General features: G+C 49.0%; 13 protein-coding genes and 4 tRNA genes. 14 read left to right on the top strand and 3 right to left on the bottom strand.

Annotation, left to right across the window (positions count from 1 at the left end; genetic code table 11):
• Positions 1-26: 26 nt before the first annotated feature.
• The 6 genes from nadA (at position 27) to QZT18_RS16325 (ending at position 7,585) form a co-directional block, all read left to right on the top strand.
• Positions 27-929: a quinolinate synthase NadA gene (gene nadA, locus QZT18_RS16350; RefSeq protein WP_294149375.1), complete on the top strand. Its 903-nt coding sequence runs from the start codon at positions 27-29 to the stop codon at positions 927-929.
• 18 nt (positions 930-947) lie between these two features.
• Entirely contained in the window at positions 948-2,165 is a 1,218-nt protein-coding gene (locus tag QZT18_RS16345) for an L-aspartate oxidase (protein ID WP_294149373.1), read from the top strand.
• Positions 2,134-2,988: a carboxylating nicotinate-nucleotide diphosphorylase gene (gene nadC, locus QZT18_RS16340; RefSeq protein ID WP_294149371.1), complete on the top strand. Its 855-nt coding sequence runs from the start codon at positions 2,134-2,136 to the stop codon at positions 2,986-2,988. The genes QZT18_RS16345 and nadC overlap by 32 nt, the downstream gene beginning before the upstream one ends.
• A 455-nt stretch (positions 2,989-3,443) precedes the next feature.
• Positions 3,444-4,835, top strand: coding sequence for a sodium/glutamate symporter (locus QZT18_RS16335; RefSeq protein WP_294149370.1), 1,392 nt, complete (start codon positions 3,444-3,446; stop codon positions 4,833-4,835).
• A 99-nt stretch (positions 4,836-4,934) separates the two neighbouring features.
• Complete coding sequence (locus QZT18_RS16330) at positions 4,935-6,362, top strand: amidohydrolase (protein ID WP_294149368.1); 1,428 nt, start codon at positions 4,935-4,937, stop codon at positions 6,360-6,362.
• A 56-nt stretch (positions 6,363-6,418) separates the two neighbouring features.
• Positions 6,419-7,585, top strand: a complete 1,167-nt coding sequence (locus QZT18_RS16325) for a M20 family metallopeptidase (protein WP_294149366.1) — start codon at positions 6,419-6,421, stop codon at positions 7,583-7,585.
• 81 nt (positions 7,586-7,666) lie between these two features.
• On the opposite strand, the gene QZT18_RS16320 is transcribed toward QZT18_RS16325, so the two are convergent.
• On the bottom strand, positions 7,667-8,971 hold the full coding sequence (locus tag QZT18_RS16320; RefSeq protein ID WP_294149364.1) for a winged helix-turn-helix domain-containing protein: 1,305 nt from the start codon (positions 8,969-8,971) through the stop codon (positions 7,667-7,669).
• A 418-nt stretch (positions 8,972-9,389) separates the two neighbouring features.
• Between QZT18_RS16320 and QZT18_RS16315 the strand changes: the two genes are divergently transcribed.
• The 5 genes from QZT18_RS16315 to QZT18_RS16295 all read left to right on the top strand — a co-directional run bounded on the left by QZT18_RS16315 (position 9,390) and on the right by QZT18_RS16295 (position 10,621).
• Positions 9,390-9,929: a transcription repressor NadR gene (locus QZT18_RS16315; protein ID WP_294149362.1), complete on the top strand. Its 540-nt coding sequence runs from the start codon at positions 9,390-9,392 to the stop codon at positions 9,927-9,929.
• Positions 9,930-10,267: 338 nt separating this feature from the next.
• A tRNA-Arg gene (locus tag QZT18_RS16310) sits at positions 10,268-10,341 on the top strand.
• A gap of 32 nt (positions 10,342-10,373) precedes the next feature.
• Positions 10,374-10,447, top strand: a tRNA-His gene (locus QZT18_RS16305).
• A gap of 22 nt (positions 10,448-10,469) precedes the next feature.
• Positions 10,470-10,541 (top strand) — tRNA-Gln (locus tag QZT18_RS16300).
• Between the two features lie 7 nt (positions 10,542-10,548).
• Positions 10,549-10,621, top strand: a tRNA-Lys gene (locus QZT18_RS16295).
• A 323-nt stretch (positions 10,622-10,944) separates the two neighbouring features.
• Here the strand turns inward: QZT18_RS16295 and QZT18_RS16290 are convergent.
• Positions 10,945-11,157, bottom strand: a complete 213-nt coding sequence (locus tag QZT18_RS16290; RefSeq protein WP_294149360.1) for a helix-turn-helix transcriptional regulator — start codon at positions 11,155-11,157, stop codon at positions 10,945-10,947.
• Positions 11,158-11,288: 131 nt separating this feature from the next.
• Here QZT18_RS16290 and QZT18_RS16285 point away from each other — a divergent pair, with 131 nt between their 5' ends.
• From QZT18_RS16285 to QZT18_RS16275, 3 genes are all read left to right on the top strand, one after another.
• Entirely contained in the window at positions 11,289-11,630 is a 342-nt protein-coding gene (locus QZT18_RS16285) for a hypothetical protein (protein ID WP_294149359.1), read from the top strand.
• Between the two features lie 525 nt (positions 11,631-12,155).
• Positions 12,156-12,722, top strand: a complete 567-nt coding sequence (locus QZT18_RS16280; RefSeq protein ID WP_294149358.1) for a DUF3793 family protein — start codon at positions 12,156-12,158, stop codon at positions 12,720-12,722.
• 54 nt (positions 12,723-12,776) lie between these two features.
• A complete protein-coding gene (locus QZT18_RS16275) occupies positions 12,777-13,202 on the top strand; it encodes a flavodoxin (protein ID WP_294149355.1) in 426 nt (141 codons plus the stop codon).
• 80 nt (positions 13,203-13,282) lie between these two features.
• Here QZT18_RS16275 and QZT18_RS16270 read toward each other — a convergent pair whose 3' ends face one another.
• Positions 13,283-14,233: an L-lactate dehydrogenase gene (locus QZT18_RS16270; protein ID WP_294149353.1), complete on the bottom strand. Its 951-nt coding sequence runs from the start codon at positions 14,231-14,233 to the stop codon at positions 13,283-13,285.
• Between the last annotated feature and the right edge of the window lie 204 nt (positions 14,234-14,437).

Genomic DNA, 14,437 nt, shown 5'->3' with positions numbered 1-14,437 from the left:
ATGGACGCGGCAGAATAGAGGAGCGTATGACAAAACAGGAAGAGATAAACCAATTGAAAAAGGAAAAGGATGCAGTGATCCTGGCTCATTATTACGTGGAGCCGGAAGTGCAGGAGATTGCCGACTATGTGGGAGATTCTTTTAATTTGAGCAAATACGCCGCCGGACTGGCAAATAAAACGCTTGTTTTCTGCGGCGTTTCATTTATGGGAGAGAGCGGAAAGCTTTTAAGCCCTGAAAAGACGGTGCTGATGCCTGATGCGGATGCGGACTGCCCGATGGCCCACATGGTACAGAAGGAAGAGATAGAACAGGCGAGAAGCCGGTATGAAGACCTTGCGGTAGTCTGTTATATCAACTCAACGGCGGAGATTAAATCGTGGGCCGATGTGTGTGTCACGTCCGCCAACGCCGTGCAGATAGTGAAAAACCTGCCGAATAAAAATATACTGTTTATCCCGGATAAAAACCTGGGACGTTATGTAGCGGAACAGGTTCCGGAGAAAAATGTGGTTCTGGTAAAGGGATTCTGTCCTGTCCATGAACAGATGAAAGCAATGGAGATTGAGAAGCTGAGGAAGGAGCACCCGGAGGCAAAAGTGCTGGCCCATCCGGAATGCAATGAGGCGCTGTTAAAACAGGCGGATTACATAGGCTCCACCACAGGAATTATAAATTACACCACAAAGAGCGAAGCGGATGAGTTTATCATAGCGACGGAAATCGGAGTGCGCTATGAACTGGAAAAGAAAAATCCCGGAAAAAGGTTCTATTTTCCAGCTACCGCGCCGGTCTGTGCCGACATGAAGAAAATAACGCTGGATAAGATTATCAGTGTGCTGAAAACAGGTGACAACAAGGCCGGAGTCCGGGAGGACCTTGCCGCCCCTGCGAAAAAAACTTTGTCTAGAATGCTTGAACTGGCCTGATAAAGAGGGGGTATAACAATGGTAAAAAACATTTACTGCGATGTAGTGATTGCCGGCTGCGGCGTGGGCGGCCTTTATACGGCGTTAAGCCTGCCGCGGGAACAGAAAATTGTGATGCTGTCAAAAGAAGGAATTGAAAACTGCGATTCCATGCTGGCACAGGGAGGAATCTGTGTAATGCGGGATGACGAAGATTTTGAACCCTACTTTGAGGATACGATGAAAGCCGGACATTATGAGAACCGGAAAGAGAGTGTTGAAATCATGATTCGTTCCAGCCGGGAGGTGATCGATCATCTTGTGGAGCTGGGAGTACAGTTCGACAGAAACCCCGACGGAAGTTTAAATTATACCCGCGAAGGGGCGCATTCCCGTCCGAGAATCTGTTTCCACAAGGATATTACCGGAAAGGAAATTACGGGCGTCCTGCAGAAACGGGTGAAAGAGCTTCCGAATGTGAAGGTGCTGGAATACACGGCCATGACGGACATCCTTGTATCCGACGGAAAATGCGCCGGTATGTCTGCCGGGACGGCGCAAGGCGACACGCTTTACATCCACGCGGCCGATACGGTTATGGCTACGGGAGGTATCGGCGGGCTCTATGAACATTCGACGAATTACCCGTGTCTCACCGGCGATGCGCTGGCGGTTGCAAAGAAACACGGCGTAAAACTGGAACACCTGGATTATGTGCAGATTCATCCAACCAGTTTATACAGTGATAAACCGGGCCGCAGTTTCCTGATATCGGAGTCGGCCAGGGGAGAAGGAGCCGTACTTCTGAACGGCAGTGGGGAGCGTTTTGTAAACGAGCTCCTGCCGAGGGACGTGGTCTCAAAGGCGATTATGGAGGAGATGGAGAAAGAGGGAAGCCGCCATGTCTGGCTGTCCTTTGAGCCGGTGGGAGAGCAAGAGATACGGAGTCATTTCCCCAACATCTATAAGAAATGTCTGGAAGAGGGGTATGATATTACAAGGGAGCCAATCCCCGTTGTACCGGCCCAGCATTATTTCATGGGCGGAATCCATGTGGACTGCGATTCCAGGACGACGATGGACCGCCTGTATGCGGTAGGCGAGACAAGCTGCAACGGTGTCCATGGGAAAAACCGTTTAGCCAGCAACAGTTTACTGGAAAGCCTTGTATTTGCAAAAAGGGCCGCTGTGAAAATCGCGGAAGGCCGGAAAGGGAGTATGAATTATGAATCCAATTACCATGCAGCTTGCTGCTGACAAATACATCCGTCTTGCACTGGAGGAAGATATCAACAGCGAAGATGTGACGACCAATTCCGTAATGCCGGAATGCAAAAAGGGAGAAGTGCAGCTTATCTGCAAGGAAGACGGAATCATCGCCGGACTGCAGATATTTGAGCGGGTATTTACACTGCTTGACCCGGAAACCGTAGTGATATTTGACGTGAAAGACGGTGATGCGGTAAAAAAGGGACAGCATCTGGCCACAGTAAGCGGAGATATCAGGGTTCTCCTCTCCGGCGAGAGGACGGCGCTCAATTATCTCCAGCGAATGAGCGGAATTGCCACCTACACCAGCACGGTCGTGAAACTTCTGGAGGGAACAAAGACAAAGCTCCTGGATACGAGAAAAACGACGCCCTGTATGCGGATTTTTGAAAAATACGCGGTCCGGGTCGGAGGCGGTAACAACCACAGATACAATTTGTCGGATGGAGTCCTGCTAAAGGATAATCATATCGATGCGGCGGGAGGAGTCAGACAGGCCGTGGAGTCGGCCAGGGCGTATGCTCCTTTTGTGCGGAAAATTGAGGTGGAAACAGAGAATCTTGAGATGGTGAGAGAGGCGGTGGAAGCCGGGGCTGATATCATCATGCTCGACAATATGACACCGGAACAGATGGCAGAGGCCGTGCGCCTGATCGGTGGCCGTGCAGAGACGGAATGCTCCGGCAATATCACAAAAGATAATATCAGGGCTATTACGGACACGGGCGTGGATTATGTGTCCAGCGGAGCGCTGACGCATTCGGCGCCGATTCTGGATATCAGCCTGAAGCATCTGAGGGTTTTGGAGTAAGACCGTTTCATGCCGGGCCGCCGTTTCGGTTCTGGAAATATTTAAAATCATAGTTGGTTTCAAGCCTGCGGGGCTGCCGCAACAGTTGTATTGATTATAACTGCTGCGGCAGCCCTGTTTTGTTGAGTGCTTAAAAGGTTCGCAGAGCGCGTTTAATAAAAAAACTGTGAAGTTCAAATGCCATTTAGTACCGTCAAAGTGACGGCAATAAAGGACTTGAACTGCCTAAGCCCTATTTTGAAATTGTCAAACATCTGAGGAAAATATCTCTTAATTTAACAGAATACAATCAAAAAACTACCGGGAAAATAGTGTAAATCGAGGGAAAATGAAAAATATGGTAAAAAAACATTGACAAGAAAATTTATAAATGATATAAATAAAAATAAATTAGGACATAAAATAAATAAGTCCTAAAATGGGCGCCTGATAAAATGAAAAAGGAGATAATGAAAATGACAAATGCATTATTGACAGAATTGCTGCAGAGCATGGCACTGCTGGGTGTTTTTCTATTACTCGGAGTTTTTATCAGGGCAAAATTGAAACTGTTTCAGAAAACATTTATTCCGTCGTCGGTTATCGGAGGTTTTTTACTCCTGGTTTTAGGGCCTCAGGTATTGAATATCCTGCCTGTTCCGGAAGAATGGTTCTCCATCTACTCACTTTTGCCCGGGATTCTCATCGTTCCCGTCGTGGCCTCGGTTCCTCTGGGACTGACCATCGGTGGAGGGGAGAAGGATGGTGTGAATGCCGGAATTTTAAAAAATGTATTTCCTTTAATCGGGATCGGACTCGGAGTTTCCATGCTCCAGTTTGCAACGGGATTTGGGACGCATGTCCTCTTTAGCGGTGAGAGCTTATACGAAGTATTCGGAATTGAGCTTTCCATCGGTTTTGTAGGGGGCCACGGTACGGCCGGAACGCTGGGCAACATGCTTTCCGAACTGAATCTTCCCTACTGGCAGACTTCCCAGGGCGTGGCCACCACTACAGCCACCTTTGGCATTGTCGGCGGAATCCTGATTGGTATTATGATGATCAACTGGGCGGCCCGCCATGGACAGACAGCCGTTTTGAAGAAACCGGCCGACATTCCGGAGCCGATTCGCGTGGGTTTTGAAAAAGATATTAAAAAACAGGCCTCTGTGGGACGTGAGACAACAATGTCCTCCTCCATCGATACCCTGGCCTTCCATGCGGCGCTGATTTTTGTAGCCTGCGGTCTGGCTTACCTCCTCCTGATGGGAGCGAAGAAATACCAGATTCCGGTTCTGTCCAGCATTTCAGTATGGGCTTACGCCATGATTGTAATGTTTGTTATCTGGGGCGTCATGAGTAAATTAAAGCTGGCCTATCTGGTGGATGAGAAGATTAAGAGCAAGGTTTCCAGCTCCTTTACGGAATTCGCGGTAATTGCGGCAATTGCCAGCCTTCCCATCAAAGCGGTTGCGGCTTACATAGTTCCGATTATGGTGATGACTATCATCGGATACATCGTGACAAGCGTTGTTCTTTTCTTCTTCTGCAAGAGACTGCTGAAGGGATACTGGTTTGAGCAGATGGTGGCTACTTTGGGTATGAGTACCGGCGTATTCCTCACGGGCGTGCTGCTTCTTAGAATCTGTGACCCGAATCTGGAGAGTCCGGCCCTGGCTAATTATTCACTGTCGTATACGGTGACCAGCATCATCTATTTTGCCATGCTGAATTTGTTTATCGTGCTTCCAATGAGCTACGGCGCAGGGGTTACGGCTCTGGCGGCGCTGGCCCTGGGAATTGCCGCATTAATCTTTGCCGTTATCACCAGCCGCCTGTCATTTGGTTCAGCCTACAAGGGAAATTAAAAGAGGGAGTCCGGCTTGGAAGATATAAAAAGACTGGAAATGTAATAACGGAAAAAGAGGAAGAAGTGCGTGATACCGAAAGAAAGGTGGAGTGATAAAGTGGAAAATTACGAAGAACTGCTGACAGAGCTGAATGCCTGCATCTGGGATTATGCGGAACTGAAATTTGGAGAATACCGCTCGGCGCAGGCTCTGGAAAAGCTGTTGGAGGAAAAGGGATTTGAGATAAAAAGCGGTGTGGCGGGAATGGAAACGGCATTTACTGCGACTTACGGCTCCGGTTCCCCTGTGATTGGGATTCTGGCGGAGTATGACGCCTTATCGGGACTGAGCCAGGAGGCAGGCAAGACCTGCCAAAAGCCGCGGAAAGGGACGGATAACGGTCATGGCTGCGGTCACTGCCTTCTGGGGACGGCCGCTGTGGGAGCGGCTCTGATGGTGAAGGATTATCTGGATGAGAATCAGAAAAGCGGAACCGTGGTGCTGGCCGGATGCCCGGCGGAGGAGGGCGGTTCCGGAAAAGCCTACATGGCCAGGGCCGGTATTTTTGACTGCCTTGATATCGCCCTGACCTGGCATCCGGGCGGAGGCAATGCGGTGCTGACGGGTTCTCTCCAGGCTAACTGCCAGGCGTACTTCCGGTTTAAAGGCGTGTCGTCTCATGCCGCCGGAGCGCCCCATCTGGGAAGGAGCGCACTGGATGCGGTGGAGCTTATGGATGTGGGAGTCAATTATATGCGGGAGCATATGGAGCCGGTGGACCGAATTCATTACGCCATTACGGATACCGGAGGGAGTTCGCCGAATGTGGTGCAAAACCATGCCGAGGTGCTCTATCTGATCCGTTCCGAAGATACGGAGAAGGTCGGAAAACTTTATGAGCGGGTATGTAAAATCGCCCGGGGCGCGGCCATGATGACGGAGACAGAGGTGGAAATTGTATTTGATAAGGCATGCTCCAACACCATCTCAAACGAGGTTCTGGAAAAGCTGCTGTACGAGAGCATGGAGCGGGTTCCGCTTCCTGTCTATTCGGAGGATGAGTTAAAGTTTGCCGAAGAGATGAAAAAGACGGTTACCGACAGGGACATCGCCAGCGACTTGTCTATCGGTTTTATGGAGGGCAGGGAAAAGCGCAGTGTGGAGGCCAGATACAGGGAGCTTGTAATGAGCGATTTTGTCGTTCCTCACCGTCACCGTGAGATTTTAGTCGCAGGCTCTTCGGATGTGGGAGATGTGAGCCATACGGTTCCTACGGCCCAGTTTATCGGCGGCTGTTTTGTGCCGGGAACCCCGGCCCATTCCTGGCAGATGGTTTCCCAGAGCAGAACGGGACTTGCCGTAAAAGGAATGCTTTATGCCGCCCGGGTTCTGGCCGATGCATCCATACGCATCATTGAGGATCCGCGGATCGCCGTTTCGGCCGGAGAGGAATTTAAGACAGTCACGGAGGGAAGGGCGTATTGCTGCCCGATTCCGCCTGAGGTGCTGCCAAATAGGAATAAAGGATTAAAAGCACAGGAATAGGCCGCAGATTGTGCCGGGCGGCATGGGAGAAAAAAATCAGGAGGATAAGGGAAAACATGATATTAGAATCAGCCAGGAGGCTTCAGCCGCATCTCATAATGCTCAGAAGGGAATTTCACCGCTGCCCGGAGATATCCGGCCATGAAGCCGGGACGGCGGAGAAGATTAGGAAAGAGCTTGAAGAAATAGGCGGATATGAGCTTCACACCGGAATCGGGGGATGCGGAATCATTGCATCCCTCCGGGGGGCAAAACCGGGGAAAACAGTGGCGCTGAGGGCGGATATGGATGCTTTACAGGTCACGGAGGAGACAGGGCTTTCTTTTGGTTCGGAAGTTCCGGGAGTCATGCATGCCTGCGGCCATGATAATCACATTACGATGCTCCTGGGAGCGGCCCGTCTTCTGGCTGAGAGTAAAGAAGAACTGGCCGGCTCCGTCCGCCTCATCTTTCAGCCTTCGGAGGAGCTGTCCCCGCATGGAGGTTCCAGGGATATGATTGCGGGAGGGGCTATGGAGGGCGTAGACGCGGTGTTCGGCATGCATGTATGGCCGGAACTGCCTCTCGGATGCATCGGCGTGAAGGCAGGTCCCCTGATGGCGGCATCGGACCATTTTACCGTGAAAATTAAGGGCTGCCTGAGCCATGCGGCACGTCCCAATGAAGGGGTAGACGCCCTGGTTGCCGGTTCCCAGTTTGTAACCGCGGTGCAGACGATTGTCAGCCGGAATGCAGATCCCATGAAATCCATGGTTATTACAATCGGTAAATTCGAAGCCGGCACCCGTTATAATATTGTGGCGGGAGAATGTGTGCTGGAAGGCACCTGCCGTACCTTTGCGGCCGATATGAGGGATTTGGCGGAGAAGAGGCTCAATGAGATTTTACAGGGTGTCTGCCTGCTGTCCGGATGTACGGGGATGCTGGATTACGAAAAAGGCTACATGGCGGTCATCAATGACCCTTCCATGGCGGAGTACATGAAAAAAACGGCCTCGGAACTCTTTGGCCCCCAAAACGCGGTTTCGGTAGAACCGGCCATGACGGCGGAGGATTTCTCCTTTTATCTGGCGGAGAAGCCGGGCGCCTTTGCCTGGATTGGGACGACCGGAGACGGAGAGAATGCCTGGCCCTTACACAGCAGCCGCTATTGCCCCAACGAAGAGGTTCTGTGGAGAGGAGCGGCCCTGTTGACCGGTCTTGTCATGAACTTTGAAGATTGAATATGAAAGAAAAAAACTAAGAAAAGAACTGCCGTCCGGGAGGCTTACTGCGCCTCCCGGACGGCGGTTCTTTCAGGCGTTTTAAAAGAAAAGCAGATACCAGTTCTGTTCCACAAACTGATAAGTCTTATTGGGCCGTCCTTTTTCCTGGGCGCCCTCCAGATAGATTTCGGAAATCAGTTCGCAGGAGCAGAGCTTTTGTATAATCCGGTTGCAGCTTCTGGGGGTGATGTTCAGCCACCTGGCCAGCAGGGCGGAGGTTATAATCTGCTTGGGATTCTTTGTGAAAAGGCCGATGATTTTGTAGAGGTTGGCCTCATTAATCCCCTGTTCCCTGGAAAAATCCATTACTTTTTCATTGTCATAGCTGAAACGTAGCGTGTTGCTGACTGAGAGAGGGCCGATGAGGTGCATCTGCTCATCTAACAGGAAACCGTCGTTCTTCTTATAACGGACGGACTCCTCCAAAGCGTGTTCCGCCTGTTGCTGGCTCTGCTCATACGCGGTGGAAATACCGGCCCCGAGACGGAAATCAATCTCCTCCTTTTCCCTCAGATATCCAATCAGCGTGCGAAGACTGTGGAGAAACTGAGGAATATCTTCCAGTTCCGAGCTTAGCTGGAAATAGGTGATATTGGACTGGATGGAAAAATTCAGGCCCTGTTCCTTGCGGAAATCCACGAGATACTTATACAGAGTGACTTTTCTATACTCTATTTCGTCGCCGGGCAGGGAGTTATCATAAATCAGGCGTATCAGGACGCAGGTCTTATATAACGTAGTGTTTAACTGAAGCTTGGCCAGATGAACGGCGTTGCGTATGGACTCGGCGATGGTGTTGTCATCGGGGAAAATATAGAGATAGGGAATTTTGGCGTCCTCATACAAGGGAAGAGAGTTGGTGGAACGGACAAAAACCATATCTATTTTCTTTTCCTCCCACAGCTTTTTTGCGGTATTAAAAAGGATATCGTAGTTCAGCTCATCGGAAGTGGAATAATAAGGCATCAGCTCCGGCCTCAGATATTTATTCAAATCCAGGTAATTATTGCTGGGCACCAGGAAATCACAGTAAACCCGGTTCAGCGGAATATCCGGGTGAGTCAGGACGAAGTCCAGGGCTATGGCCAGAAAATGCTTAGTCTCGTAGGAAACAAAGGTGCAGGGCTTACTGATGTTCTCTATATTCGTAAGCTGATAGTAACCGAATTCCCCGCTGCAGAAAATAACGTCGCAACTGTCCTTGCACTGGTGGTAAATCGTTTCGATCTCCTCCAGGGAATGGTATACATATTTATGGAAGATACAGCCGAAATTATTCTGGGCAATCACCCGGTTGATGGCCTGCAGAGAAACCTCGGGGCTGATAATACTGATTGTAATCATAAAGTTCTCCAGTTTCAAAAGACTCTTTTACCGCGGCGGCGGCCGGGAAATTCAACAAAGGCGGTAAAACAGCCCCTGTCTAAGCGCCCGGACGGATCGCCGGATAAAAGGCAGTTAAATGCATATAGCTTAAGTGTACTATAAAAGCCGGTTTTTTGGAAGCTTCGGAAGAGGTGTTTGTTCAGGAAATTTGCAGTTGCAGGGACAGGAGGAATGTATTAAAATTACAGTGAAGCGTACGGGAGTGCAAACAACCGGCAAAATAGGAGAACAAAGAGTTCCGCTTGCGGAACTCTTGCGCTGCCGCATAGCGGCATATTACATCTTCGCGCGAGTGCACATCCTGCCCGGAGAGCTTTTTCATATCATAGGAGTACTTTCCTATGATGTGAAAAACGGATAAAGGAGGGGAGCGGTAATGGAAAACGGATTGACCGGGGGAAAGAGACGGGAGATTATTAAAGACATGATGAGACAGGCGGAACGGCCGCTGTCCGGAACGGCCCTGGGAAAGGCTACCGGCGTCAGCCGCCAGGTGGTGGTACAGGATATTGCCCTGCTCCGCACGGAGGGCTGTCCGATTGTCGCTACGGCACGCGGCTACATCTTAAATGAAGAGAAGCAGACGGTGCGCCTGTTTAAGGTCTGTCACGGCAATGATGAGACGGAGGATGAATTAAAAACAATTGTTGATCTGGGCGGCTGTGTTCTGGACGTCATGATCAATCACCGCGTGTACGGCAAAATGTCGGCCCCGCTGAACATTAAAAACCGCCGCGACATACAGAGATTCATGAACGACATTAAATCGGGCAAATCATCTCCTCTGATGAATGTGACTTCAGGTTACCATTTTCATCACGTATCGGCAGAACAGGAAGAGATACTCGATGAAATCGGGGAAGCTTTGCGGGAAAAGCACTATTTGACGGAGCTTATGCCGTATGAGGAGCTATAGGCGCAGTGCGGCCCAGCCGGGAATAGAACCGGAAACAGGGATGGATTGAAGCGTGTTACCGGGCACGGAGTTGAACCGTAATTGAATCGTAATAAATGTGGAAATTTGTAGTAGAAAATGCTTGCGATCATGGTTATCCTGTGGTATACTATGACCCGTTGATGCGTTTTTCTACAACTGCTTCCAAATTTCCTCAATTTGTGCTTGACAGTCGGATGGTTTTAGTATATACTACTTTTGCTGTCAAAAAACGCAGCAGACAATGCCAGGTTGGCAGAACAGCCGAGAGCAGAGGAAGTTATGTCGCCAAATGTTTGGCCAAATCGCAAAGTGAATATGAGTCTGTAGCTCAGTCGGATAGAGCAACGGCCTTCTAAGCCGTGGGTCGGGGGTTCGAATCCCTTCAGGCTCGTCATCTGAACCAACTGGTTCAGATAACGTATGGTGGGTATAGCGCAGTTGGTTAGCGCGCCAGATTGTGGCTCTGGAGGCCAAGGGTTCGAATCCCTTTATCCACCTTCCCTATATGGGGTTCGCTGATGGGCTATCGCCAAGCGGTAAGGCACAGGACTTTGACTCCTGCATTCGTTGGTTCGAATCCAACTAGCCCAGTTATTACGGGGTATTAGCTCAGTCGGTAGAGCACTTGACTTTTAATCAAGTTGTCCGGGGTTCGAATCCCCGATGCCTCATGAATGAAATGAAGCGGAAAATCTTGTGGTTACAGGGTTTTCCGCTTTTTTGCTGTTTTCGTTCTGCGCGAAAGCATGTGGTTTTAAAGCAAAGAAAATGTCTAAAATGTCCAAAATGTGTCCGTGGGCCTGGAAAGTCGGGAGGGCAGCAGGCAATAAGTGTATCTCCTGCTCATTAAATCACAGTTCTGTATAAATTCCCTTAAACATCCAATAATTTAATAAAAGCAATTTTAATAAAGCCGCGGGAGTTCCATACCGTAAAAAGGAAAGAACGGCAACAAAAAAAGAGGTCTGCAATGAACAAGTCAGAAAACCTCTTTTTAATTATCGGATCCCTCTTTTTCGAATTTAATTACATCGGCAATATCGCAGTCATACGTATTACACAGATCGTTCAAAGTATTCAGGGTGATGCTTCTGTTATGCTTTAAATTATCTAACATGCCTCTGCTCATGCGGTATTTATGGATTAAATCGTATTGGCTGATTCTTTTTCTTCTGAGAGTATCCCAAAACGGCTCGAAAGTAATCATATATACACCTCACTTTATTTAAGTGTACAAGTCAAAATCACTATTGAATATTGCCAAATGTTTGGGAATATATGTATAATGGAGATAATATCAGTAAATGGATTATGGTGAGAGGTGTGGGAGGTAAGAATATGGATCAGGAGTTTGAGCGTTTTTTATCAAAACTGGAAACTGCAATGACCTGCAGAAAAAAGACGGTGGACACAAATCAATTTATAAAGTTTGAATCCCTGTATAAAAAAACCCTGATTGAATTTGCGGATCTGTGCGAAGCGTCGATGGAAACAAAATATGATGAGGACTCCGTCTCGGTTACAATCATAGGAAAAATACTTGTGATTTCTGACTTTGACAGCGCTCTGAAAGAGATTATTATGGACAGGAATACGGTTGTTCATTTCGGTGTGGACGAGAAGGAAAAAGACAGCGTGATTATGAATTTGTGGTTCAGATGCTGGACGTGGGAAGAGTAACCGGAGGGATACGCCGCGGTTCCGCAGAGTCCATGGGGGGCCGCTGACGTCATAAATGCAGGTGGTGAAAAGCCTGTCCGGCCGGAAATATGATTTTTGATTGCGAAGATAACATCCCGCAATAACAGGCCGGGACAAGGAATATTACTTTTTTATATGGAAAATTGGAAAATATCCGGTTGACAGATATAGAGTAATATGATAAAGTTTTAAAAGAGTTAGTTAAAACTAACTATAATCGGTGAAAGGAATGGCTGTCGGGAAAAATACAGGGAAAAGCTCTTAAGATAGATAATTTTTTTTGTACATAAGTTAGATGAGACTAACTCTATGCCGGATATTTATAGCTGATCATTCTCTCACAGATAAAAAACGGAGTCTCTTAAACTTAAAAATACCGGTTCAGCCATATAAAAATACGCGGTATTTACAGATACATGCTGAGATTCACTGACACAGGCCGGAGCCGTGATGCGGCAGTGGTTTCAGGACTCATCATTCAGGGAAAGGAAGACAGTAAGAATCATGAACAGGAATTTTGAAAAGATGCTTGTTGAACAGTGCGCCCCGACTCTGGCGGGAATCAAGCCGGCCAATCTGTTCCGGTTTTCCGGAGGCGGGAAGGAGATAAGGCGGGAGGTTACATACTGGGACAGAGAGTTGAACCGGCATGGCATTTCAGTGGAGATTATCAAGGAATGTCCCGGGACAGATTCAATTCTTGTATATGTATACCGAAAGGAGTGGGTGGAAGAGATTTTATCCGGTTCCGAAGTGAGGGACTTTCTGGAACGGAAGGGCTATGCCAGGTCGGAAAACTGCGGCCGGTTTCTCGAACAGTTGTCGGAGCGCCTCTGCCTGGAAGAAGAATTTCCGCACGAGGTAGGGATTTTTCTTGGCTATCCCCTGGAGGATGTCATTGGCTTTATTGAGAACAGGGGCCAAAACTATACCAGCTGCGGATTCTGGAAGACCTACGGGGATCCGTGCGAGGCCAGGAGCCGTTTTGACGGATACAGGGCCTGCATCAACATGTTCATGAAAATGTTCGAAAACGGGATACCGGTCATTCAGCTTCTCAGAGCTGTCTGACGTGGATAGGGCCGGAAAAAGGCCTGTATAAATAATGAAAGGATGGAAGGAAAGATGAGTAAAATTGCAGTTGTTTATTGGAGCGGTACAGGAAATACAGAGGCGATGGCATATTACGTGGCAGAGGGAGCCAAGGCAGCCGGAGCGGAGGCAGATACATTTACATCGGCGGAATTTACAACGGATAAAGCGGCTGAGTACCCGGCAATTGCCTTTGGATGCCCGTCCATGGGAGCGGAGCAGTTAGAGGAGACCGAGTTTGAACCCATGTTCGAAGAAGTAAAGACCACTCTGAGCGGAAAACGCATCGGTTTATTCGGTTCCTACGGATGGGGAGACGGAGAGTGGATGAGAATCTGGGAAGACGACTGTGGCAAACTCGGCTGTACAATGCCTGCCGATCCGGTCCTGGCAAACGGAGCGCCGGACGATACGGCCGCAGAAGAGTGCAGGGCTCTCGGAGCAGCGCTTGCCCGATAAGGGGAGAGCATAAAATGAAATGGCGTCAGTCTCACTGGTGAAAGGTGAGACCGACGCCGTTTTATTTTATGGGAATGAAACTACATCTCCAGCTCCTCAAAACTTCTCCGGAGAATCTGGCAGGACTGGTCCATTTTTTCTTTTTCCTCGTCGCTTAGGGACAGCGGCAGGACCCTCTGGATGCCGTTCTGGTTGATAATGCACGGTACACCCGTAAAGACGCCGGACTGTCCGTATTCACCCCTCAGCATGGCTGATACGGTGAGAACGCTGTGCTCGTTGCCGAGAATTGCCTTGGTGATTCGCGTCAGGGCCATGCCGATGCCGTAATAGGTTGCATTTTTGGCCTCGATAATCTTATAGGCGGCTGTGCGGACTTCCTCGGAGATCTGCTCAAGCTCCTGGGAACAGATAGAGCCGTGTGATTCTTCGCAGAGCTCCGGAATGGATTTTGTGGCTACCATGGCCTGGCTCCAGGGGACGAATTCCGTGTCTCCGTGTTCCCCCATTACATATGCGTGGATATTGCGGGGATCCACTTTCAGATAGTCGCCCAGCAGATAACGCAGTCTGGCCGTATCCAGAGCGGTTCCGGTGCCCAGGACCCTTCTGGGATTAAAACCGGAGAGCGTGCATGTGATTCTTGTCATGATATCGACCGGATTGGTGGCGACAAGGAAAATGCCGTTAAAACCGGATGCCGTCACCGGCTCGATAATGGATTTAAAGACTTCGGTATTCCTCTTAAGAAGATTCAGGCGGCTTTCTCCCGGTTTCTGAGCCACTCCGGCGCAGATTACGGCAATGTCTGCATCGGTGCAGTCGTCATAACTGCCGGCGTAAATCTTCATATTGGAGCCGGAAAATGCAAGACCGTGATTTAAGTCCATGGCTTCTCCGATGGCCCTCTCTTTATTGACGTCAATTAAAACAAGCTCATCGCAGACGTTCTGGTTCAGCAGTGCATAGGCATAGCTCATGCCGACCATTCCTGTTCCGATAAGCGCAACCTTACGTTTGTCAGTTCTCATATTGGCCTCCTTTACATGGCGAAAAAAAGATTTATTAAGTTATAGATACCCATAAATACGGTAATTTATTCTTATATAAAGTTAGTAAATACTAACCTTAATATGGAATATTGTATTCTGATTATGGGAAAAATGCAAGTACAAATAGAGATTTAATTGAGGAATGAGAACGCCGCCGGGACGGTCGGGGTTCGGGATGGTGAG

The organism is uncultured Clostridium sp. (assembly GCF_900547735.1).
In the GTDB taxonomy this organism is placed as follows: domain Bacteria; phylum Bacillota; class Clostridia; order Lachnospirales; family Lachnospiraceae; genus Otoolea.
The sequence above is the reverse complement of the archived record's forward strand: the minus strand, read 5'-3'. Positions and strand labels throughout refer to the sequence as shown.

Bases quoted from the DNA above. Each gene is read 5' to 3' on its own strand.
- QZT18_RS16285 (WP_294149359.1), top strand. From the start codon at position 11,289: ATGGATCAGGAGTTTGAGCGTTTTTTATCAAAACTGGAAACTGCAATG.
- QZT18_RS16290 (WP_294149360.1), bottom strand. From the start codon at position 11,157: ATGATTACTTTCGAGCCGTTTTGGGATACTCTCAGAAGAAAAAGAATC.
- QZT18_RS16270 (WP_294149353.1), bottom strand. From the start codon at position 14,233: ATGAGAACTGACAAACGTAAGGTTGCGCTTATCGGAACAGGAATGGTC.
- QZT18_RS16280 (WP_294149358.1), top strand. From the start codon at position 12,156: ATGAACAGGAATTTTGAAAAGATGCTTGTTGAACAGTGCGCCCCGACT.
- QZT18_RS16345 (WP_294149373.1), top strand. From the start codon at position 948: ATGGTAAAAAACATTTACTGCGATGTAGTGATTGCCGGCTGCGGCGTG.
- QZT18_RS16335 (WP_294149370.1), top strand. From the start codon at position 3,444: ATGACAAATGCATTATTGACAGAATTGCTGCAGAGCATGGCACTGCTG.
- QZT18_RS16275 (WP_294149355.1), top strand. From the start codon at position 12,777: ATGAGTAAAATTGCAGTTGTTTATTGGAGCGGTACAGGAAATACAGAG.
- QZT18_RS16315 (WP_294149362.1), top strand. From the start codon at position 9,390: ATGGAAAACGGATTGACCGGGGGAAAGAGACGGGAGATTATTAAAGAC.
- nadA (WP_294149375.1), top strand. From the start codon at position 27: ATGACAAAACAGGAAGAGATAAACCAATTGAAAAAGGAAAAGGATGCA.
- nadC (WP_294149371.1), top strand. From the start codon at position 2,134: ATGAATCCAATTACCATGCAGCTTGCTGCTGACAAATACATCCGTCTT.
- QZT18_RS16325 (WP_294149366.1), top strand. From the start codon at position 6,419: ATGATATTAGAATCAGCCAGGAGGCTTCAGCCGCATCTCATAATGCTC.
- QZT18_RS16320 (WP_294149364.1), bottom strand. From the start codon at position 8,971: ATGATTACAATCAGTATTATCAGCCCCGAGGTTTCTCTGCAGGCCATC.